The organism is Streptomyces sp. A01 (assembly GCF_059026195.1).
Genome location: NZ_JBWLKN010000027.1, coordinates 52,068 through 73,350 on the forward strand (window position 1 = coordinate 52,068; position 21,283 = coordinate 73,350).

Below are 21,283 nucleotides of genomic sequence, written 5' to 3' on the forward strand. Positions count from 1 at the left end.
GCCGTCCGCGCCGTGCCTAGCGTCGAGGCCATGAAGAAGCTCTTTGAGACGCTGGGTGTGGTCCTTCTGGTGATGGGTGTCGCCGGGCTGATCCATCACTTCGTCGGCTGGTTCCGGTGGTGGACGCTCGTGGCGCACCTCGGCTTCCTCGACGGGTACGAGATCTACGCCAACAGCGTCCTCGCCGTTCTCGGCCTCGTGCTGCTCGTCGCGAGCGACAAGGTGGCTTCGCCTGGCGGCTCCCTCACCGCTGGTGAAGACCGCGGCCGGCGAGGGTGAGGAACGCTTCGCCGACCGCCTCCGACAGTGTGGGGTGCGGATGGATGTGCTGGGCGACGTCCATCGGATCGGCTTCCCAGCCGACGATGAGCTGGCTTTCCGCGATCATCTCGGAGACATGCGGACCGACGAGATGCACCCCGAGCACCCTCCCCGCACCGGCGCCGTCGCCCGGACGCGTGCCCGCCCCGCCAGGAACCCGCTCGGCGACGATCTTCACCACGCCGCCCTGGCCGTGCACCATCCCCTTGGCCGTCGCGGTCAGCGGCATGCTGTTCGTCACCACGTCGTACCCCTGTTCGCGCGCCTGCGTCTCCGAGAGCCCGACGGAGGCCGTCTGCGGGCTTGAGTACGTCACGCGGGGCACGGCCGCGTAGTCCAGAGGGCGCGGCGTGCGGCCCGCCAGCGTCTCCGCCACCAGCATCCCCTCGGCGAAGGACGCGTGCGCGAGCCCGAGGGACGGCGGCGGCAGCAGGTCGCCGACCACGTGGACCCCGGGCACCGCCGTCTCCAGCCGCGACCAGTCGGCGGGCGCCACGTACCCGCGCTCGTCCGGCGCGAGGCCCACGGCCGCCAGCCCGAGCCCCTCGGTGACCGGCGTCCGGCCCACGGCCACCAGCAGCCGCTCCACGTCCAGGGCGCGGGCCTCGCCCCGTGCCGTACGGAGGCTCACCCGCACCCCGTGCTCGTGCGGCTCGGCGCCGTCCAGCCGCGCGCCGGTCAGCACCTCGACGCCGCGCTTCTTCAGCCCCCGGGCCAGCTGGCGGCTGACGTCCGTGTCCTCCAGGGGCAGCAGCCGGTCCGCCGCCTCGACGAGAGTGACGTCCGCTCCCATGGACCGGTGCAGTGAGGCGTACTCGACGCCGATCGCGCCACCACCGAGCACCAGCACGGAACCGGGCAGTCCCGGGGCGAACAACGCGTCGTCACTGGTGACGACGCGGTGCCCGTCGGGCGCGAGTCCGGGGAGCGTGCGCGGCCGGGAGCCGGTCGCCAGCACGATGCCGCGCCGTGCCGTCCAGTCGCCGCCGGGCTCGGTACGGACCGTGCGGGGCCCGGTCAGCGTCGCGAAGCCGCGCACCACGCGCACGCCCGCGTGCGACAAGTGACCTTCGACGCCCCGGTGGTTGCGCGTCACGATGTCATCGCGGGTCGCCGTCAGGGCGGACCAGTCCACGCCTTCCAGGGTCGCCTTCACGCCCCACCGCTCGCGCGCCTCCGCGATGCCGTCGACGAGTTCGGCGGCGTGCAGCATCGCCTTGCTCGGGACGCACCCGCGATGCAGACAGGTGCCGCCGACCAGGTCGTACTCGGCGAGCACCACCTCAAGGCCGAGGGCGGCCGCCCGCAGCGCGGTGCTGTAGCCGCCGGTGCCGCCACCGATCACGATGACATCCGTCTCACGGCCACCGGCGGCGGCGCCGGCACGGTCGTTGCCCCGCTCAGGGGCGAGGTCGCGGACACGGTCACGCTCAAGGTCATGATCAGACATGGCTCAAGGCTCCGCCCCCGAGCGGTCATGAGTCCAAGGCAATGTTTTGATGGGGCCGATGAATTCTGTTCATGAGGCGGACATCGGGCACGGGGCGGGGGAGCGCGGATGAGTCTGCGGCAGATGGAGTATCTGGTGGCGGTGGTCGGGGAAGCGTCCTTCACGCGCGCGGCCGAAACGCTCAACGTCACCCAGTCGGCACTGTCCCATCAGATCAAGGCCCTGGAACGGGAGGTCGGCGGCCCGCTGCTGGAGCGGCTGCCGCGCGGCGTGGGCCTCACCCCGATGGGCCGCGCGTTCCTGCCGCACGCCGAACTCGCCGTGCGCAGCGCGGGGAAGGCCCGGCGCGCGGCTAAGGCCGCCGCCGGGGCCGAGGGCGGCGAGTTGCACATCGCGAGCGTCCACGCGGTGGCCATGGGGGTGCTGCCGGCGGTGTTCGCGCGGTGGCAGCGCGCGTATCCGGGCATGCGGCTCGCGCTGCACGAATACGCGTCCGCCGCCGAACTCGCCGAACAGGTGGAACGCGGAGTGGCCGACGTCGCTGTCGGGCACCGGCCGCAGCAGTGGCACGGCCCCGTCGTGCCGGTCGGTGACGAGGAGATCGTGATCGCGGTGCCCGCGGACGACCCGCTGGCGGGCCGGGCCTCGGTACGGTTGAGCGAGCTGTCCGAACGGCCCTGGGTCCGCTGCGCCCTGGAGCCGGTGATCGAGGGGCGGCTCGCGATGGACTGGATCTGCGAGCACGCGGGTTTCACGCCCCGGACGGCGGTGTACACGGAGCACACCTCGACGGCGGTACGCATGGCCGCGGCGGGCGCGGGCGTGGTCGCCGCGCCTGCCCACGTCATCAGCGGGGTGCGGGGCTGCGCCGCGCTGCGCCTCGACCCGCCGCTGCGCCGTGAACTGGTCGCCTTCTCCCGCGTCGAACTCACGGGAGCGGCGGCCACGTTCGTGGAGGCGTTCCGCACCGAGGCCCTGGCGGCGTGAGACCCGCCCGTACGGGCCCGCACGGGCTTGTCCGTCCCTCGCCTGGTCCGTATCGGCCCCGGCAGGTCTCCCCATCCGGCCAGGTCCTCCTGTACGGCTCGGGTTCAGGCCACGCGGTCGGGTCGGCGCGAAGCCGCAGCGGGTTCGCCCCGGTGTGACCGTGACGGCGGGTCAGGCCCGCACCAGCAGTGCCACCGGCCATGACACGAGGAGGTCGCCGAGCGGGATGCCGTGTGCCGCGTCCTCGGGCGCGCGCGTGACCGGGGCCCCCGGCGCCCCGTGGGCTTCCGCGGGACCGGCGTCGGCGCGCACCGTCCGGCCCGTCAGCAGGTCCCGCCAGGGCCCGCCGCCGGGTACGGGCAGCACCGTGCCCCGCCAGCCGCCCCCGGCGGCGAGACGGCGTGGCAAGCGGGTGGCGACGCTCACCACCTCGCCGGAGCGGGCGAACGCCACGCAGTGCTCCGCGGCCGGACCGCGCGCCGCGAGCGGCGCGTAGGAGGCCGTGGAGCCGAACCACCCGGGGTGCGCCCGCCGCAGCCGCAGCGCCGCCGCCGTCAGGGCCAGCTTCTCAGCGGCCAGACCCCGCGCCCCGCGCCCCGTGCCCCGTTCGCCCCCCGCCCCGGGCGGGCTCCCCGTTCGCCTCCCTGTCCCCGTCCCAGCCCCCCTCGCTGCGTCCAGTGCGGCCAGTGCCTCCCGCGGGAAGTGCGGCGGGCGCCGGTTGTCCGGGTCGACGAGGGCCAGATAGGCACTCTCGGTGCCCATGTAGAGGTCGGGCACACCCGGCATGGTCAGGTGCAGCAGGGCAGCGCCGAGGGCGTTGGACCGGGCCCAGGGGCCGAGTCCGCGCTGGAAGTTCTCCCACTCCAGCGACGGGGGGCCGCCCGGCCCCGCCTCGGTGAAGGCCGTGACCGCCTCCTCGTAGGCGTCGTCCGGCTCCGTCCACGTGGTGCGCAGCCCGGCCTCCCGCACCGCCTTCAGCACGGCGGGAGCCAGCCGCTCCGCCGCCACACCGGCGCCGCCCAGCGCGGTCTGCCAGGCGACCCACGCGACATGGGCGTCCGGTGCCGCGTGGGGCACGGTGCCCGACAGCCGCCGCAGCAGGTCGCCCCAGGCCGACGGGCACTCGGTGAGAGCGGCGATGCGGGCCCGCAGGTCGGCGCTGCGCTTGGTGTCGTGCGTCGACAGCACGGTGCCCGTGTCCGGCCAGTCACGCTGGAGCCGGGAGCAGAACGCGTGGAACTCCGCCGGGGTGACGGCCGCCCGCCCCGGCTCGCCGCCCACCTCGGTCGCCGAGAGCAGCGGCACATAGCGGTAGAAGGCGGTGTCCTCCACGGACTTGGCCCGCAGCGCCGACGCCGTCTGCGCGAAGCGCGCGCAGAACTCGCGGTGCCGCCGCCCGTCCCCCAGGCGGCCGAGCGCCGCGTCCCGTACGACATCGACGGCGTCCGCCTCCTTGGCCACGGCGTACGCGGTACGGGCCCCGCGTGCGGCGCTCTCCAGCATGGTGGTGTCCGCGGCGCTGGGGGGCGTGTGCGGGGCCGCGTAGGGCCGGTACACGGGGAGCCTGACGAGCAGTTCGCGGACGGCGGTGCGCAGCGCCCAGGGGGCGTGGTCGCGCAGTCGCGGTGACGCGGCGCACAGCTGGGAGGCGGCACGGGTCAGGCGGTCGACCTCGGCGGCCAGTTCGTACGTCACCACCTTGTACGCGGCGCGCCGCGCCGTCGCGGGCCAGTCGCCTCCCCGGTCGGCGGCGGGGGCGACGGTGTCGCGGTAGACCTCGGTGAGGGCGTACACGCCCTCCGGGTCGAGGAACACGCCGTCGAGGTGGCGCAGGGCGTCGTAGCCGGTCGTGCCCGCCACCGGCCAGTCGGCGGGCAGCGCCTCGTCGGCGCTGAGGATCTTCTCGACGACCGTCCACCGCCCTCCCGCGCCGCCCCGTGCCCCGTCCCTCGCTTCGGCCCCGTCCTGTGCCCCGCCTCCCGCTTCCGCCCCGCCCCGTGCCCCGTCCCCCGCTCCCGCCCCGTGCCGTCCCGCCGTGGCGGCCCGTACCACCTCGTCCAGGTGGCGCAGGTAGCCGAGCGGGTCGGTGAGGCCGTCCGGGTGGTCCACGCGCAGCCCCTCGATCACCCCGTCCCGCACCAGTTCGAGCAGCTTCGCGTGGGTGGCCGCGAACACCTCGGGGTCCTCCACCCGCACCGCGATCAGGTCGGAGATCGTGAAGAACCGCCGGTAGTTGAGTTCCGTACGGGCCAGCCGCCACCAGCAGAGCCGGTACCACTGGTCGTCCAGCAGCCGCGGCAGCGGCAGGTGCCCGGTTCCGGGGCGCAGCGGGAAGACGTGGTCGTGGTAGCGGAGCACGCCCTCGTCCGCGGTGAGGTGTGTCAGCTCGTCGCCGAGCGGCCCGCTGAGGACGGGCAGCAGCACCTTGCCGTCGTGCTCCGCCCAGTCGATGTCGAACCACCGGGCGTACGGCGAGGCGGGCCCGTCCCGCAGCACCTCCCACAGCTGCTTGTTCAGCCGTTCCGGGGTGGGCACGGCCATGTGGTTGGGGACGATGTCGGCGACGAGGCCGAGCCGGTGCGCGTGGGCCGTTCGGGCGAGGGACCGTAAGCCTTCCTCGCCGCCCAGCTCCGCCCGTACGGAGCTGTGGTCGACCACGTCGTAGCCGTGGGCGGAGCCGGGCACGGCCTCAAGGACCGGGGAGAGGTGCAGATGCGAGACGCCGAGCGAGGCGAGGTAGGGCACGGCTTCCTCGGCCGCTGAGAACGGGAAGCCGGGCTGGAGCTGGAGACGGTAGGTCGCGGTCGGCGGGACGGGGGAGGCGGGTGGCGGGATGCGCTCAGACGTCATGGGCACGTATGTACCCAGTACGCGGCCTCCCGCCGGTTTTCATGTTCCGTACACACACTTCTGCCGACCGCGTGCGCCCCGCTCGTGCCACCCGTCCCGCCTGTCCCGTCCCGCGCCCCTTAAGCGGGGCGCTGGAGGACGACCAGGCTGCGGTCCACCAGGGTCAGCCGGTCGCCCGCCTGGACCTTGGGGCCGCTGCCGGGCTCCACCCCGTCCGGGCGGGCCGTGTCCACCACCACCTGCCACTGCTTGCCGTGGTCGACGGGCACGGTGAAGTCCATCGGGTCGCTGTCCGCGTTGAACATCAGCAGGAACGAGTCATCGCTGATCCGCTCCCCGCGCGGTCCCGGCTCCGAGATGGCGCTGCCGTTGAGGAAGACGGTCAGGGAGTTGGCGTGCGTCGCCTGCCAGTCGCGTTGCCGCATCTCCTCGCCCCCGGCCGTGAACCAGGCGATGTCGGACAGGTCGTCGTGGGTGCCCTCCACGGGGCGGCCGTGGAAGAAGCGCCGCCGCCGGAAGACGGGATGGTCCCGGCGGAGCCAGACCAGCGCGCGGGTGAAGTCGAGCATCCGCTGCGCCCGCTCATCGTCGTCCTGCGGCCAGTGCACCCAGGCCAGTTCGTTGTCCTGGCAATAGGCGTTGTTGTTGCCGCTCTGGGTGCGGGCGAACTCGTCGCCGTGGCTGAGCATCGGCACGCCCTGGGAGAGCATCAGCGTGGCGAGGAAGTTGCGCGTCTGGCGCTCACGCAGGGCCCTCACCCGGGGGTCGGTGGTCTCGCCCTCGGTGCCGCAGTTCCACGACCGGTTGTAGCTCTCGCCGTCCTGGTTGTTCTCGCCGTTCGCCTCGTTGTGCTTCTCGTCGTACGAGACCAGGTCGCGCAGGGTGAAGCCGTCGTGGCAGGTGACGAAGTTGATGGAGGCCAGGGGGCGCCTGCCGTCACCCTGGTAGAGGTCGGAGGAACCGGTGATCCGGGAGCCGAACTCCGCCAGGGTGCGGGGTTCGCCGCGCCACAGGTCGCGCACCGTGTCGCGGTACTTGCCGTTCCACTCGGTCCACAGCGGCGGGAAGTTGCCCACCTGGTAGCCGCCCTCGCCCACGTCCCACGGCTCGGCGATCAGCTTCACCTGGCTGACCACGGGGTCCTGCTGCACCAGGTCGAAGAACGACGACAGCCGGTCCACCTCGTGGAACTGCCGGGCCAGCGTCGCCGCCAGATCGAACCGGAATCCGTCCACCCGCATCTCGGTCACCCAGTAGCGCAGCGAGTCCATGATCAACTGGAGCACGTGCGGGTTGCGCATCAGCAGCGAGTTGCCGGTGCCCGTGGTGTCCATGTAGTAGCGCGGGTCGTCGGTGAGCCGGTAGTACGAGGCGTTGTCGAGGCCGCGGAAGGAGAGTGTCGGCCCGAGGTGGTTGCCCTCGGCGGTGTGGTTGTAGACGACGTCGAGGATGACCTCGATGCCCGCCTGGTGCAGCGCCCGTACGGCCGACTTGAACTCCAGCACCTGCTGGCCCCGGTCACCCCACGACGCGTAGGTGTTGTGCGGGGCGAAGAAGCCGATCGTGTTGTAACCCCAGTAGTTGGCGAGGCCGGCGTCCACCAGCCGGTGGTCGTTGACGAACTGGTGCACCGGCATCAGCTCCAGGGTGGTCACGCCGAGCTCCGTCAGATGCTCGATGACCGCCGGATGGGCCAGCGCCGCGTAGGTGCCGCGCAGTTCCTCGGGCAGCTTCGGGTGCAGCATCGTCAGGCCCTTGACGTGGGCCTCGTAGATGACGGTGCGGTGGTAGTCGGTACGGGGCGGCCGGTCGTCGCCCCAGTCGAAGTACGGGTTCACCACGACCGACGACATGGAGTGCGGTGCCGAGTCGAGGTCGTTGCGCTTCTCGGGGCGGCCGAAGTGGTAGCCGTAGACGGCCTCGCACCAGTCGATCTGCCCGCTGACCGCCTTGGCGTACGGGTCGAGCAGCAGCTTCGCCGAGTTGCAGCGGTTCCCGTTCTCCGGTGCGTACGGGCCGTGTACACGAAAGCCGTACCGCTGGCCGGGCATGACCCCGGGCAGGTAGGCGTGCCGCACGAAGGCGTCGGTCTCGCGTAGCTCCACCGCGGTCTCCGAGCCGTCCTCGTGGAGTAAGCACAGCTCAACCCGGTCGGCGGCCTCGGAGAACACCGCGAAGTTCGTGCCCGCCCCGTCGTAGGTGGCGCCGAGGGGATACGTCTGTCCTGGCCAGACCTGCATGAGTCGACTCTTCCACTTCTTCACCATGCGCCGCGAGGGCGCCGAGGGGCTCGACCGGACCGGAATCCTCACCCAACTGGCCCGAAATGATGGGTATTTCGCCAGATTTTTCTGAATAATAAGGCAACCACGCGCGTAAATGATCCATCACAGTGAGTGAGTGGTTCGAATTTGGCGTGTGGTCATATAACTGGGCACGGGGGGTTTGGGGGAGGATGTGCGCACCATAATGCACCGCCACCTGGGCACGTGGGTGGCGGGCGCGGCCATCGCGATCACCGCGACGGCCGTGATGATCACAGTGACGCTGCCCGACGATGCCTCGGGTGGAGCACGATCCGGTCGGGACGGGCCGGGGAATTCCGCGGCCGGGGAGGCCGGAGACTTATCGGAGCGGCGGGCAGGAGTCGTCGAAGCCGCGCCGCGCGCGCAGCGCCAGGGCACCGGCCGCGACCCGTTGACCCGCGACGAGGTGCGCCGGGCCGAGCGGCTCACGCTCAGCCGGGGCTTCCGCGACAGCAGTGAGAACGTACGGGGTAAGACCGGCCCCGAGCGGCTGACCACCGACCTGGTCGAACTGGCCCCGTCCGAGGTGGGCCGGCCCGACCCGCCGCGCCGCGCCCATGTGTCGTACTACGACTACGCGGACGACACCTACCTCACCAAAACGGTCAACCTCGGCACCGGGAAGGTCGAGAAGACCACCACGCAGCGCGGCGTCCAGCCGCCCCCCAGCGGAGCCGAGGTCCAGGAGGCCGCCCGCCTGCTCGTGGCCGCACCGGCTGGGGACGGGCTGCGCGCGGACTACCAGGACGCCACCGGCCGTGAGCTGACCGGCCCCGGCCAGCTGACCGTCACGGGCTTCGTCTACCGCGTGGACGCGGAGAACCCCGACCCCGCGAAGCTCGCCGCGTGTGGCGAGCACCGCTGCGTCCGGCTCTTCACCCGGGTCGAGAACGGGCCCTGGTTGGACACCAGGCAACTGGTCATCGACCTGAGCGCACGCACCGTCTCCCGGCTGAGCTGAGCCGACCGGCCCGCGACGCATCCGCACAGTCACCGCACAGCGCGGCCACCGCACAGCCACCGCACCAGCACGGCACAGCGGGCGAGCCGGGGTGCGCGGAAACCGAGCCACCCGCGCGCCCCGTTCGCCCCGCCCTGCGCACCTTCACCGTTCACTCCGCATTCTTCACTCTTCACTTTTCACAGGAGTCCTCCACCATGCGTGACGAAGAACCGAACCGCGCCCGCGGCAGGACCCGCCGCCGCGGCGCAGCCGCCGTCGGCGCCACCATGCTGGCCGCGGTGGCCGCCACCGCCGCCGGCCCCGCCACCTCCGCCGACGCCACGGCGCCCGCCACCAAGGCCGCCCCCGCGCCGCCCCCGGCGTGCGCCGCCGACTACCGCATCGAGCAGGAGCTGGAGGGCGGCACCGTCTGGCGGATGTGCTGGCACTACGAGGGGAACGCCGGACTCGCCCTCGACGACATCTCGTACCAGCCCCAGGGCGAACCCGCCCCCATCAAGGTGCTCACCTCCGCCAAGCTCGCCCAGATCCATGTGCCCTACGACGACGGCAAAATCGAGTACGACGACCTGACCGGCCAGGGCTTCGCCCAGGGGCTCCAGCGGCTGGACCCGGAGGAATGCCCCGGCGGGACCGTCAAGACGGTTCAGGTGCCCGGCGCGTGGGACCCCGCCAATTCCACCGTCGAGGGCCTGTGCACCACCACTCGCGCGCGCGGGCACGCGTACCGGATGGCGGCGGACAGCACCCAGGACAAGCCCTACCAGGCGCAGGGCAAGGACCTGCTCGTCTACACCGTCAACAAGGTCGGCTGGTACGAATACATCACCGAGTGGCGGTTCTCCGCGGACGGCACCATGAACATGCAGGTCGGCGCCACCGGCACGCTGTCCCCCATGGACTACGACGCGGGCGACGGCAGGGGCTGGCCGATCGGCAAGGGCTCCAAGGACTACGCCACCAGCCACTCCCACAACATCTTCTGGCGCCTGAACTTCGGCCTCGACGGCTCACCGGAGAGCACCGTCGAGCAGTACGACGCGAAGACCACCACGGCCTCCGGACAGCTGCCCAAGACCGCGACGATCCGCACGAAGGTCACCAAGGAACTGGCCGGGGACGCCGTCGGCCGGCGCTGGTGGCGCGTGGTGAGCTCGGCGGGCAAGAACAGCGACGGGCACCCGCGCAGCTACGAGATCGTTCCCGGCCGCACCACCAAGTACCCGGGACGCGAGTACACGCGGCACGACGTCTACTTCACGGAATACAACGAGTGTGAGCAGTTCGCGAGCCACAACCTGCGCGACTGCGGTGCCGGAAGTGAAAGAAGCGTCGACAAGTGGGTGAACGGACAGACGCTGAAGCACCCCGTCGCCTGGGTCAACATCGGCTACCACCACATCGCCCGCGATGAGGACCAGCAGCCGATGCCCGTGCACTGGCAGGGCTTCCAGCTGTCCCCGCGCGACGTGACCGCTATGAATCCGCTCACTCCGCCCTCGCTCTCAGGACACAACGGGCATACGCGATAGGCGGGTTGATGCGAAGCTGCGCCCAGTAGGCTGCACCGTCTCCCCGCATCGCAGTAGTCTGCCTTGATCGTTGGACGGGGGCGGAAGGCGGTGCACAGGTGAGCTCGGGCGGGCTGGAGCTGCCCTCTGGGGAAGAGAGCACCCCGGGGGGCGGCGCCACCGACGCACCACCCGGCGCGGTGTCCCTGGCGCGGCCGATGGAGATCGGAGCGGAACTGGACTGGGGCACCGAGGAATGGTCCGAGGTGCGCACGCGCGCGCGGCGGGCAGGCCGGGCCTACATCTGGCTGAACCTCGTCGAGCAGCGGCTGCGGGCGGTGGTCCGCGCGGTGCTCCAGCCCGTCTACGAGCCGGTGCACGGCGACGAGTGGGTGGTCGCCGCCGCCGGCCCCGCCGGGCAGGAGTGGGTGCAGCGCGCCGTCGCCGTACGGGAGGTCAGCCGCCGCAAGGGCTACCTCCTCGACCCGGCCGACGACAACGTGGTGAGCTTCCTCACCCTCCCGCAGCTGCGCGAGCTGCTGGTCCAGCACTGGCCGTGCTTCGCGCCCTACCTGGACGACCGGCGCGAGCTGGAGCTGGCCCTGGACGAGCTGGAGGTGGCCCGCAACGTCGTCTCCCGCAACCGCGCGCTCTCCCGCACCGTGCTGGACCAGGCCGAACGCGCCTCCGCCCGGCTCCTGGACATCCTCGGCGGCGGCGCGGGGACGCCGTCCAGCGACCGGCTCCCGATAGACGCCGTCGAGGACCTCGTGGGCGACCGCTACGCCGACGTCGTGGGCGTCCACGCCGACCGGGTCAGGCTCCAGCGGCAGCTGCCCGCCGAGGACCTGTTCAGCAGCGCCCGGCGGCTGGACGCCCTCGGGATAGGTCTCAATCTCCTGGTGCAGAACTACTCCGGCCGACGGCTGGTGCGGCTCGCCGAGACCGGCTGCCGGATACGGCTGCTGTTCCTCAACCCGGCGAGCAGCGCGGTGCGGCGCAGGGAGCGTGAACTCGGCCTGCGGAAGACCGAGCTGAGCCGCTCCGTGGAGATGAACATCATGCACATGCGGCGCGTGCGGGCCAGGCTGCGGGACCCCGGCGCCTTCGAGATCCACGTCTTCGACGAGACGCCGCGCGTGACCGCCTACCTCATCAACGGCGACTCCGCCGACGGGCTCGGTGTCATCCAGTCGTATCTGCGCAGGGCCAGGGGGATGGAGGCGCCGGTGCTGGTGCTGCGGGCCGGGGGCCGGGCCCGTGAAGTGGTCCGGGAGGGCCGGGACGAGGACAACGGTCTGTTCGACGTCTACCGCGAGGAGTTCGAGGGCACCTGGGCGGACTCACGGCCGGTGTCCTGAGCGGATTCACGCCCGGTGTCGCGACCGCCGCCGGGGCCCGCCCCGTGCGGGTATGAGGGTGCCCGGGACCGGCGGCGGGCGCGCGGGATACGCTGCGTGAACCTGCCAGATGGAGAGAGACCGCAGACGTGACGATGCCCCCGCCCCCGCAGCAGCCCGGTTTCGGCACCCCGCAGGGCGGCCAGCCGCCCGGCCAGCCCGGACAGTTCGGGCAGCCGGCCCAGCCCGGCCAGCCTGGCCAGGCGTATCCGCCGCAGAGCCCGTACGGGCCGCAGTACGGCGCGCCGTACGGACCGCCGTACGGCGGAGGGCAGGGCGGGGGACCGATGGGGCCCGGTGGAGGACCGGTCGGTCCGCCGCCGGGGAACGGCTCCGGCAAGACCGTCGCGATCGTCGTCGGCGCCGTCGTCGCGGCGGCCCTCATCATCGGGGGCGCGGTGTTCGCGCTGAACGGCGATGACAGCGACGACGACGGCAAGCGCGACGAGGCCAAGACGAGCGAGAGCCCCTCGGCCGATCCCAGCCCCAGCGCGAGTGCGTCCAGCGCGGCTCCCTCGCCCACGGGCGGAGCCGATGGGGGCACGTACAAGATCATTCTGCCCAAGAAGCTGTCCAGCGGTAAGTACTCGCTCGCCAAGGACATGAGCGACCAGTTCGACTCGCAGGTGCCCGATGAGGGCCTCGGCGTGCGCCAGGTGAAGAGCACGGCAGGGCAGTACTCCACGGCGAGCGGCACCAGCCAGCTCGTCCTCAGCGGGTTCTACGGGCACATCTCCAGCCCCGAGTTCGTCAAGGACAGCTTCCTCGACGGCACGGAGAGCGGCGAGGACGCCGAAGTGGGCGCCCCCCGCCGCGAGATCACCCCGCCTGGCGCTACCGAGCCGCTGACCTGCGAGGTACTGGTCAAGAAGTCGGGCGGGCAGAAGCTTTCCCTGCCCTCCTGTGTGTGGGCCGACTCCAGCACGCTCGGCTCGGTGATGGAGAGCGACGCCGCCACGGTCACGGCGGACCCGAAATCCATCGACCTGGACGCCTTCGCCGCGCGCGTGGACGGCATCCGCACCGAGGTCCGGGTCCCCACCGGCTAGTTCACGCCCCCGGCGTGACCTGGATGCCCGTACCGCCGGAGAGCTCTCCCGCGCCGCTTCGGCGTCCGCCCGCCAGAGCCGGTTCCGTCCCGTTGTCAGTGGCGCGTGGGAGGCTGATGAACATCAGGGGGACGCACCGCGAAGGAGGGCCGCCATGGGCTGGCACCGGGAGCTGCTGATCGGCTTCGACCTGGAGACGACGGGCACCGACCCGCGCGAGGCACGCATTGTCACGGCGGCGGTCGTGGAGGTGCGCGGCGGGGAACTCGTGGGCGGCAGGGAGTGGCTGGCCGACCCGGGAGTTCCCATCCCGGACGGCGCGGTCGCCGTGCACGGCATCAGCTCGGAGCGTGCGGCGGCCGAGGGGCGGCCCGCCCGCGAGGTGGTCGAGGAGATAGCCGCCACGCTGACCGCCCATTGGCGGGCCGGCACCCCGGTCGTCGCGTACAACGCGGCGTTCGATCTCAGCATGCTGGCGGCCGAGTTGCGCAGGCACGGCCTGCCGTCGCTGGAGGAGCGCCTCGGCCCGGGCGCGGTCGTGGGCCCGGTCGTCGATCCGTACACGATAGACCGCTCCGTCGACCGCTACCGCCGGGGCAAGCGCACGCTGGAGGCGGTCTGCGGAGAGTACGGCGTCGTGCTCGACCGTGCGCATGAGGCCGGGGCTGACGCGCTGGCGGCGGCGCTGGTGGCCTGCGCGGTCGCCGAGCGCCACGAGCAGGTGGCGCGGCTTGACCTGTGGGAGCTGCACCGCAAGCAGATCGGGTGGTATGCGGAGTGGGCGGCCGACTTCCAGTCGTGGCTGCGCCGCAAGGGCACGCTGGACGCGGTGGTGGACGGCAGTTGGCCGGTCCGCGAGGCGGAGGCGATAGCCGGGTAGGCCGGGGCGGCGAAGGCGGGCCTGGCGCTGGCGCTGGTGCGCGCGGCCCCTGGTCCCGCCGGGGAGGCCGGGGACGTGCCCGTCAGGGCGCGGGGAACTGCGCGACCAGAGAACGCACTCGCGGTTCGCGACACACGGACAGGGGCTCCCGCCGCCCCTCCGCACGATCGGCCGGACACGGCTAGAAGGCGTGCCACCGCACACTCGGGTCCTCGTCACGCAGCGAAGCCACCCGGCGGCGGAACTCGGCCAGCGCGGCCGGGTTCCCCGGCGCGTGCTGGGCGACCCACGCACAGCTCGCCGTCTCCCGCGCGCCGCGCAGCACGGCGCGCCCCTCCCAGTCACGGACGTCCCAGCCGTACGCGTCGACGAAGCTGTCGTACGCGTCCGGCGCGAGCCCGTACCGGTCGCGGGTCAGGTCCATGACGACCAGGTCGTGTTCGCGCAGGTCGCTCGCGAAGGTCTCCAGGTCGACCAGGATGGGGCCGTCCGGGCCGATGTGCACATTGCGCGGCAGCGCGTCACCGTGCACCGGCCCCGGTGGCAGGTGAGGTGTCAGCGCGTCGACGGCGGCGGCGACATCGTCGCGGCGGGCCCGCAGGTAGGCCGCGTCGGCGGGGTCGATGGCCGTTCCGGCCAGCCGCAGCCAGCGCTCCACGCCACCGAGCAGGTCGCGCCGGGGAAGGGGGAACGGCGGTTCGGGCAGGGCGTGCACGCGGCGCAGGAGTACGGCGAGGTCGCGTGGCCCGGCGGGCCGTCGGGCGGCGGGCAACCGGTGCCAGAGGGTGACCGGGTGGCCGTCGACCAGCCTGGCCGTGGGCTCGGCGGGGCGTACCGCGGGAACACCGTGCGCCGCGAGCCAGGCGGCGACGCGCGGTTCCCGGTCGGCCCGTTCCCACAGCCCGCGTTCGCGCCCGATCCTGACGACCAGTTCGCCGACACCGAACACGGCGTTCTCGCCCAGGGTGAGCAGGGACGCGGCCGGAGCCGTGTGCGCGAGTCCCGCGTCCGCGAGCACCTCGCGCGCCCGCTGCTCGGTGAACGCCGTGTCCCTCACGCCTGCCCCTTCCTCCTCGCGCGCCCGTCGCGCCGCCAGGACCGGGCGGCACCGAGGCCGGGGCCGCCCGGATGATCACCGATCAGTCTGGCAGCACACCCGGGGTACCGGCCGCCCGGCCTGGCGCGCGCCCGCGCGGGGCCGGTTGGGCGGCGTCAATGCCCGGCTGCGGCTGCCTGGCGCGCGCCCGCGCGGGCCGGTTTCCGCGTCCGCCGGGAGAAGCCCGCCACCGGCTGAGGGCCCCCAGGGCGCGCGCCCTGCGGGCTCGCCGCTCGCACCGGGCGCGGGCACCGCAGCCGCCTGGCGGGGACGGACCTGAACGGGTGCCGGGAGCCGTGCGCGGACACCGCGTACGGCGTGACGCTTGACTGCGTCACGGGCCGTCAGCACGATGACGTGGGCCTCCTGACCGGGCGCCCCGGCCCCCCAGCCGCCGCTGGGCGGTGTCCCATGCTGTGCCCGTGCCACGAAGGAGACCCCTGCCGTGAGACCGAAGGCCGCGCGGAAGCGGTCGCCCAGCGATGCTGACAGCGCGAACAGCCGTCCGGCGAGGGGGAGGGAGCGCGGCCTCCGGGACACCGGCGGGCGCACCGGTCACGGCGCGTGGTTCCTCGTCCTGCCCGCGCTGATCCCGATCCTCCTGCTGAGCGTCGGACCGCTGCTGTACGGCATCTCGCTGGCGTTCACCGACTCCCAGTCGGGCCGCACCGAACCCACCGAGTGGATCGGCCTCCTCAACTTCCGGGACCTGCTGGAGGACTCACTCTTCTGGGAGTCGTTCAGAGTGGGCCTGGTGTGGGCGCTGGGGGTGACGGTGCCGCAGTTTCTCCTCGCCCTCGGTCTCGCGCTGCTGCTCAGCCAGGATCTGCGGATGCGCTGGCTGGCACGGGCGCTGGCGATCGTGCCCTGGGCGATGCCCGAGGTCGTCGTCGGCATCATGTGGCGGCTCGTCTACCACTCCGACGCGGGCATCCTCAACGAGACGCTGCGCGACCTGCGGCTGGGGGACGGCACCGACTGGCTGACCGGTCTGTCCACCGCCCTGCCCGCCGTCGTCATCGTCGGCGTCTGGGCGGGCATGCCGCAGACGACCGTCGCCCTGCTGGCCGGGCTGCAGAGCGTGCCTCGCGAACTCCACGAGGCCGCGGCGGTGGACGGCGCCGGAGCCTGGCGCCGGTTCCGCACCGTCACCTGGCCCGCCATCAGACCGGTCGCCCTCGCCATCACCGCGCTCAACTTCATCTGGAACTTCAACTCCTTCGCCCTGGTCTACGTGCTGACCAGCGGCGGCCCCGGGGGACGCACCCGGCTGCCGATGCTCTTCGCGTACGAGGAGGCCTTCCGCTACGGCCAGTTCGGCTACGCGGCGGCGATGGGCTGCGTGATGGTCGCGGTCATCTCCGTTCTGCTGGCCGTCTATCTGGCCGGACGCCTGAAGGGGGACAACGAGTGAAGACCACCGGTTCCGGCGCCGCCCGGCGCCCCGGCCGGCGCGGCGCGCCCGGCGGCGGTCCCGGCGGCGGTCCCGGCCTGGGCGCGGCCCGTTCCCGCCGGGGCCGCCGCGCCGCCCGCACCGGCCAGTACCTGGCGCTCGTGTGCTACCTGGTGTTCCTGGCGTTCCCGCTGCTGTGGCTGCTGTCCACCGCGTTCAAGCCTCCGGCGGAGCTGGCCACCCTGCACCCCACCTGGCTGCCCGAGAAGCCGACGCTGGACAACTTCCGGCAGGCGTTCGACGAGCAGCCCCTGCTGCGCGCCGCTGGAAACAGCCTGATCGCCGCCACGTCCGCCTCCGTCATCGCGGTGGTCCTGGCGACGCCCATGGCGTACGTGATGGCCAGGCACCGCTCCGCGCTCTCCCGGGCCGCGACCGGCTGGGTGGTGGTCAGCCAGGCGTTCCCCTTCGTGCTGGTGATCATCCCGCTGTTCCTGGTCCTGAAGGACCTCCAGCTCATCAACTCCGTCCCCGGTCTGATCCTCGTGTACGTGGTGTGGTCGCTGCCGTTCGCGCTGTGGATGCTGACCGGGTACGTACGGGCCGTGCCCCGCGAGGTGGAGGAGGCGGCGGCCGTGGACGGAGCGGGCAAGCTCCGCACGCTGGTGTCCGTCACCGCTCCGCTGCTCGCGCCCGGCATCGTGGCGACCGCCCTGTTCACGTTCATCACCGCGTGGAACGAGTTCTTCTTCGCGCTCGTCCTCCTCAAGTCCCCGGAGAAGCAGACCATGCCGGTCGTCCTCACCCACTTCCTCGGCACCGAGGGAGTCGCCGACCTCGGCCCCCTGGCCGCCGCCGCGCTGCTCGCGACGGTTCCCTCGCTGGTGCTGTTCGCTTTCATCCAGCGGCGGATCACCGGCGGCATGCTGGCCGGGGCGGTGAAGCACTGATGCGCCGCCGCCGCTTCCTCACCGCCGCGACCGGGGCGACCGCCGCCGCCCTGCTGCCCGGCTGCTCCGGCGGCGGGGACGGCCGGGGGGAGCTGCGCTTCCTGTCGCTGGCGTGGCAGAAGGAGTCGGTGGACATCAACAAGCGGCTCGTCGCCGAGTGGAACGCGGCCCACCCCAAGGCCCGGGTGCGGTACGTCCAGGGCAGCTGGACCACCGTGCACGACCAGCTGCTCACCTCGTTCGAGGGCGGCGAGGCGCCGGACATCATCCACGACGCCTCGGACGACCTCGCCGACTTCGCGTACGGCGGCTACCTCGCCGACCTGACCGGACTGCTGCCGTCCGGGCTGCGCCGGGACATCCCTCCGCCCAGCAGGCAGACGGCGACCTTCGACCAGCGGCTGTACGGGGTGCCGTTCCTCCAGGAACCGCGTATGATCATGGCGAACCGGCGGCTGCTCACCATGTCAGGGGCGCGGCTGCCCACCGCGGACGACCCCTGGTCCTGGGAGGAGTTCCGCGGCGTCGCGAAGCGGCTGACCCGCGACGGCGCGTACGGAGTCGCCTGGTCGCTCAAGGAGCCGGTCTCGGCGACGCTCAACCTCTCGCTGTCCACGGCCGGGCGGATGTTCTACCGGGGCGGCGACGGCAAGGTCACCATCCGCTTCGACGAGCCCGAGCGGCTGGTCCCGCGCGTCATCCACGACCAGACCGTGACCGACCGGTCCGCCTCCCGCAGCACGCTCGGCATGGGCGGCGCCGACACGCTGCCGGGTTTCTTCGGCGGCAAGTACGCGATGGTGCTGCTCGGTTTCTCCTACCGGCAGCAGATCGTCCAGCAGGCACCGAGGGGCTTCGACTGGGTGGCGCTGCCCGCGCCCGCGGGTCCCGGCGGCGACCAGCGGCAGGGCGTGAGCCCGCAGACGCTGTCGATCGCGGAGGACTGCCGCCGCAAGGAGGAGGCGATGGCCTTCATCGCCTTCTTGCTCCGGCCCGCGAACATGGTCCGCCTCGCCCTCGGCGACTGGCTGCTGCCGACCGGCAGCCGGGCGCTGGCCGACCCGGCGCTGCGCACCCGGAAGCACGGCTGGGCGACCGGCACGGCCCTCGCGGGGCAGTTGCGGTCGGCGCCCGCCCAGTCGGTACGCGGCTATCCCGAGTGGAAGGACAAGATCGCCACCCCGGCGCTCCAGGAGTACTACAGCGGCGCGATCGGCGAGGGCGAGCTGGCGGACCGGCTGGTGGCGGACGGCAATCTGGTGCTGGCGCGCTACCAGCGCTGAGGCCACCACGGCGGCGGGAAAGCGGGCACGACCACCGCGCGACCCGCGCACGGATCTCTCTTCGGCCCTGGCCGCGAGGCGCCGGGACCGGCCGCGAGGCGGCAGGAAACGCGAGCGCCCGCTCCCGCACCCCGGCAGGAAAGAAGGTTGCACGAGACGTCTCGTCTCGTTTATGGTCGGCGCATGACCACACCGCCGCGCGCCCATATCGCCATGTTCAGCATCGCCGCCCACGGCCACGTGAACCCGAGCCTCGAAGTCATCCGCGAACTCGTCGCGCGGGGCCACCGGGTGACCTACGCCATCCCCGAGTCCTTCGCCGAGAAGGTCGCCGGGACCGGTGCCGAACCGAAGATCTACACCTCCACCCTGCCGACCGACGACGACCCGGAGGCATGGGGCACCGAGCTGATCGACAATCTGGAGCCGTTCCTGAACGATGCCCTCGCGGTGCTCCCGCAGCTGGCCGCCGCCTACGCGGGCGACGAGCCCGACCTCGTCCTCCACGACATCACCTCCTACCCGGCGCCCGTCCTGGCCCACCGCTGGAAGGTCCCCGCCCTCCAGCTCGTACCGAACCTGGTGGCCTGGGACGGCTACGAGGAGGAGGTGGCGGCCCAGATGTACGAGGAGCTGAAGACGACCCCGCGCGGCCGCGCTTACCACGACCGCTTCCAGCGCTGGCTCACCGAGAACGACATGACGCACACCGACCCGGACCGCCTCGTCGCCAGGCCGGAGCGCGGCATCGTCCTGATCCCCAGCGTGCTGCAGCCGCACTACGACCGCGTCGACCAGTCCGTGTTCACCTTCGTCGGGGCCTGTCAGGGCGACCGCGCCGAGCAGGGGACGTGGCGGCGCCCGGAGCGCCTCGGCGCGGACACCAAGGTGCTGCTGGTCTCGCTCGGCTCCTCCTACACCAAGGAGCCGGACTTCTACCGGGCCTGCCTGGAGGCGTTCGGCGGCCTGGACGGGTGGTACATGGTGCTTCAGATAGGCAAGCACGTCGACGCCGCGGAGCTGGGCGCGATACCCGGCAACGTGGAGGTGCACAGCTGGGTGCCGCAGCTGTCCATCCTCCGGCAGGCCGACGCGTTCATCACCCACGCCGGGGCGGGCGGCAGCCAGGAGGGGCTGGCGAGCGGCGTGCCCATGGTCGCCGTGCCGCAGGCGGTCGACCAGTTCGGCAACGCCGCCATGCTGCAAGAGCTGGGCGTGGCCCGGCATCTTCCCAAGGGGGAGGCCACGGCGAGCGCGCTGCGCGAGGCGGTGCTCGCCCTCGTCGGCGACCCGGAGGTCGCCGCGGCGACGCGGCGGGTGCGGCAGCGGATGGCCGCCGAAGGGGGCACCCGGCAGGCCGCCGACCTCATCGAGGCCGTGCTGCCGGGCTGAGGCGCTGGGGCAGACGTCGACTGTCCTGTACATGGCGACGGTTAACCACGGGTAAAGGTTGTGCGGCTGGCGTCTTGTTCCTCATGGAACGGCATACCTACCGTGGCGAGCTCGAATCAGGACGCCAGGAAGTTGACCATGCCCCGAGACATACCCCCACTCGCCGAAGTCCGCCGCCTCACCGAGAAGAAGCGGGACGCGTGGTGGACCGTGCTGCTGGTGGACCCGGTGGCCACTCCGCTGGTCCGCTGGACCGCGAAGTACACCCGCGTCACCCCCAACCAGATCACCTGGGGTGCGCTGCTCCTGGGCATCGCCTCCGGCGCGTGTTTCCTCAAGGGCGACTGGACCTGGCTGCTGCTCGGTGCGCTGCTCTACCACCTGAGCTTCATCCTCGACTGCATGGACGGAAAGCTCGCCAGGCTCACGGGCCAGGGGTCCGTCTTCGGCGCCTGGCTCGACTTCGTCTTCGACCGCGTCCGCGTCATCGTCTGCGCGGTCGCCCTCATGGGCGGCCAGTACGCCCGTACTGACGACGTCGTCTACATCTGGCTCGCGCTGGCGGTGACGTCCCTGGACGCGCTGCGCTACATCGACTCGCTGGAGATCTTCAAGATCCGGCACGGGATGCGCAAGCAGATCAAGGCGCGGGTGCGTGCCGCCCGCAAGGCGGAGAACACGGCCGAACTGGCCTTCATGGAGGACCTGCTCCGCGACAACCCCGCAGCGGACATCGAGCAGGACCAGGCGACCGTCGCCGAACTGGCGGCCGAGCAGGCCGCCGAGGCCGAAGAGCTTGAGGAAGCCCGCCGCGCGGCCGACCCCACCCTGTGGGCCAACCCGGTCCGCGACGCGGCTGGGACTCCCGCGTACGCCACCGGGACCGGCGAGCCCGTCGTCGTGCGGCAGGCCCTGGACGCGGAAGGCGAGCCGGCCGCCGCGCTCGCGGACGGGGCGGAGGCCGCCGCGGACGGGGCCGCCCCCGCCAAGCGCCGCCGCAAGGCCGAGGTCGTGGACCTGCACCAGGAGTTCCGCCGCCGCTTCCCCTGGTACCTGCGCTGCCGGTCCTTCCTGCTGCGCCGCCGGGTGCGGGCCCACCTGGTCAGCGGCATCGAGTTCCAGATGGGCGTGTTCATCATCGGGCCCGCGCTGGACCTGGTGGTGGGGGCGACCGTCGTCTCCGGCGCGCTGCTGCTCGTCTTCGAGCTCGCCATCATCTACAAGCTGCTGCTGTCCACCCGGGACTTCACCCGCACGATGAACTCCTACGAGGTGGCTTCGAGCGACGCCGGCGATGCTGGAGTCCCCGGCGGCGAGAGTGGCCCGGTGTCCCAGGTCCCGCAGGCGCAGGCCGCTCCGACCCACGCGTAACACCGCGTCCGGTTTTTCCCCGGCGCGTACCGGACAGACCAGCGCAGACCAGCGAGCGGCCCCCGGGTGGACTCCCGCGG

Annotated in this window: 16 protein-coding genes; 12 read left to right on the forward strand and 4 right to left on the reverse strand. The window is 72.4% G+C overall.

What is annotated here, in order from left to right; translation table 11 throughout:
* Positions 1–30: 30 nt before the first annotated feature.
* A complete protein-coding gene (locus tag AC5P1B_RS28770) occupies positions 31–279 on the forward strand; it encodes a hypothetical protein (RefSeq protein ID WP_493890831.1) in 249 nt (82 codons plus the stop codon).
* Here the strand turns inward: AC5P1B_RS28770 and lpdA are convergent.
* On the reverse strand, positions 245–1,771 hold the full coding sequence (gene lpdA / locus AC5P1B_RS28775) for a dihydrolipoyl dehydrogenase (protein ID WP_493890832.1): 1,527 nt from the start codon (positions 1,769–1,771) through the stop codon (positions 245–247). The two genes, AC5P1B_RS28770 and lpdA, sit on opposite strands and share 35 nt — an antisense overlap.
* A gap of 108 nt (positions 1,772–1,879) precedes the next feature.
* Here lpdA and AC5P1B_RS28780 point away from each other — a divergent pair, with 108 nt between their 5' ends.
* Positions 1,880–2,758 carry a LysR family transcriptional regulator gene (locus tag AC5P1B_RS28780; protein WP_493890834.1) on the forward strand — a complete coding sequence of 293 codons (879 nt, stop codon included), beginning with the start codon at positions 1,880–1,882 and terminating at the stop codon, positions 2,756–2,758.
* A 171-nt stretch (positions 2,759–2,929) separates the two neighbouring features.
* Here AC5P1B_RS28780 and treY read toward each other — a convergent pair whose 3' ends face one another.
* Both treY and glgX read right to left on the reverse strand, forming a co-directional pair.
* Entirely contained in the window at positions 2,930–5,608 is a 2,679-nt protein-coding gene (gene treY, locus AC5P1B_RS28785; RefSeq protein WP_493890836.1) for a malto-oligosyltrehalose synthase, read from the reverse strand.
* A 119-nt stretch (positions 5,609–5,727) separates the two neighbouring features.
* Positions 5,728–7,848 carry a glycogen debranching protein GlgX gene (glgX, locus tag AC5P1B_RS28790; RefSeq protein ID WP_493890838.1) on the reverse strand — a complete coding sequence of 707 codons (2,121 nt, stop codon included), beginning with the start codon at positions 7,846–7,848 and terminating at the stop codon, positions 5,728–5,730.
* A 229-nt stretch (positions 7,849–8,077) separates the two neighbouring features.
* Between glgX and AC5P1B_RS28795 the strand changes: the two genes are divergently transcribed.
* The 5 genes from AC5P1B_RS28795 (at position 8,078) to AC5P1B_RS28815 (ending at position 13,718) form a co-directional block, all read left to right on the forward strand.
* Entirely contained in the window at positions 8,078–8,875 is a 798-nt protein-coding gene (locus tag AC5P1B_RS28795; protein ID WP_493890840.1) for a Tat pathway signal sequence domain protein, read from the forward strand.
* Between the two features lie 197 nt (positions 8,876–9,072).
* The gene (locus AC5P1B_RS28800; RefSeq protein WP_493890841.1) at positions 9,073–10,410 is read left to right on the forward strand and encodes a copper amine oxidase; all 1,338 of its coding nucleotides are present in this window, start codon (positions 9,073–9,075) and stop codon (positions 10,408–10,410) included.
* A gap of 98 nt (positions 10,411–10,508) precedes the next feature.
* A complete protein-coding gene (locus tag AC5P1B_RS28805; protein WP_493890842.1) occupies positions 10,509–11,750 on the forward strand; it encodes a DUF5919 domain-containing protein in 1,242 nt (413 codons plus the stop codon).
* Between the two features lie 128 nt (positions 11,751–11,878).
* Positions 11,879–12,838 (forward strand): hypothetical protein, encoded by a 960-nt coding sequence (locus AC5P1B_RS28810; protein WP_493890844.1) that lies wholly within the window; start codon positions 11,879–11,881, stop codon positions 12,836–12,838.
* A 154-nt stretch (positions 12,839–12,992) separates the two neighbouring features.
* Positions 12,993–13,718, forward strand: coding sequence for a 3'-5' exonuclease (locus AC5P1B_RS28815; protein WP_493890845.1), 726 nt, complete (start codon positions 12,993–12,995; stop codon positions 13,716–13,718).
* Between the two features lie 181 nt (positions 13,719–13,899).
* Here AC5P1B_RS28815 and AC5P1B_RS28820 read toward each other — a convergent pair whose 3' ends face one another.
* Positions 13,900–14,775: a phosphotransferase enzyme family protein gene (locus AC5P1B_RS28820; protein ID WP_493890846.1), complete on the reverse strand. Its 876-nt coding sequence runs from the start codon at positions 14,773–14,775 to the stop codon at positions 13,900–13,902.
* Positions 14,776–15,259: 484 nt separating this feature from the next.
* On the opposite strand from AC5P1B_RS28820, the gene AC5P1B_RS28825 reads away from it, so the two are divergent.
* The 5 genes from AC5P1B_RS28825 (at position 15,260) to AC5P1B_RS28845 (ending at position 21,203) form a co-directional block, all read left to right on the forward strand.
* Positions 15,260–16,228 (forward strand): carbohydrate ABC transporter permease, encoded by a 969-nt coding sequence (locus AC5P1B_RS28825; protein WP_493890847.1) that lies wholly within the window; start codon positions 15,260–15,262, stop codon positions 16,226–16,228.
* 77 nt (positions 16,229–16,305) lie between these two features.
* Positions 16,306–17,157: a carbohydrate ABC transporter permease gene (locus AC5P1B_RS28830; RefSeq protein WP_493890890.1), complete on the forward strand. Its 852-nt coding sequence runs from the start codon at positions 16,306–16,308 to the stop codon at positions 17,155–17,157.
* Positions 17,157–18,440 carry an extracellular solute-binding protein gene (locus AC5P1B_RS28835; RefSeq protein WP_493890849.1) on the forward strand — a complete coding sequence of 428 codons (1,284 nt, stop codon included), beginning with the start codon at positions 17,157–17,159 and terminating at the stop codon, positions 18,438–18,440. Before AC5P1B_RS28830 ends, AC5P1B_RS28835 begins: the two co-directional genes overlap by 1 nt.
* A 183-nt stretch (positions 18,441–18,623) precedes the next feature.
* A complete protein-coding gene (gene mgt, locus AC5P1B_RS28840) occupies positions 18,624–19,832 on the forward strand; it encodes a macrolide-inactivating glycosyltransferase (protein ID WP_493890850.1) in 1,209 nt (402 codons plus the stop codon).
* Positions 19,833–19,970: 138 nt separating this feature from the next.
* The gene (locus AC5P1B_RS28845; protein ID WP_493890852.1) at positions 19,971–21,203 is read left to right on the forward strand and encodes a CDP-alcohol phosphatidyltransferase family protein; all 1,233 of its coding nucleotides are present in this window, start codon (positions 19,971–19,973) and stop codon (positions 21,201–21,203) included.
* Positions 21,204–21,283 lie beyond the last annotated feature (80 nt).